The organism is Xanthomonas sp. MUS 060 (assembly GCF_000963215.1).
Taxonomy (GTDB): Bacteria; Pseudomonadota; Gammaproteobacteria; order Xanthomonadales; family Xanthomonadaceae; genus Xanthomonas_A.
The window spans coordinates 1-525 of record NZ_JZIM01000122.1 but is presented as its reverse complement, the minus strand read 5'-3'; the positions used below and the strand labels follow the sequence as shown (position 1 = coordinate 525).

The following is a 525-nucleotide window of genomic DNA, read 5'->3' as shown; positions in this document are numbered from 1 at the left end:
GGCTTATGTGCAGTTGGATCGCCTGCCACTGACCCCGAATGGCAAGCTGGATCGCAAGGCATTACCCGCGCCGGATGCTACAGCCTATGCCGCGCCTGCGTATGAAGCACCGCAGGGTGAGATCGAACACACCATTGCGGCAATCTGGCGTGACCTGCTGGGTCTGGAGAGCATCGGGCGGCACGACAACTTCTTCGCACTCGGTGGGCATTCGTTATTGGCGGTGCAGATGGTAAGTCGCCTCAATCACGCTGGGATTGAAAATAAAATTAGTGATTTGTTCTCCAATCCCATCCTGATGTCGTTGGCTGCACATCTCAAAAATGAAGTATATAGGGAGGATTTTAATGGATTGATTCCATTTAGGAAAGAAGGTAATGAGATTCCACTTTTTATATTATATGAGGCATCAGGCAGTGTCCTGTATGCAAAAAATATTGAAAAATTCTTGCGCGCAGGAATGCCGATTTATGGGATCGAATGCCCTGTGGATTTCTCAATAGACACCATACAAGGCATGGCTGC

At 48.8% G+C, this 525-nt stretch carries 1 protein-coding gene; it reads left to right on the top strand.

All coding sequences use genetic code 11. The annotated features are described in order from the left end of the window. The coding region (locus XANALMUS060_RS17330) for a phosphopantetheine-binding protein (protein WP_045739510.1) at positions 1–525 on the top strand (525 nt) is incomplete at both ends.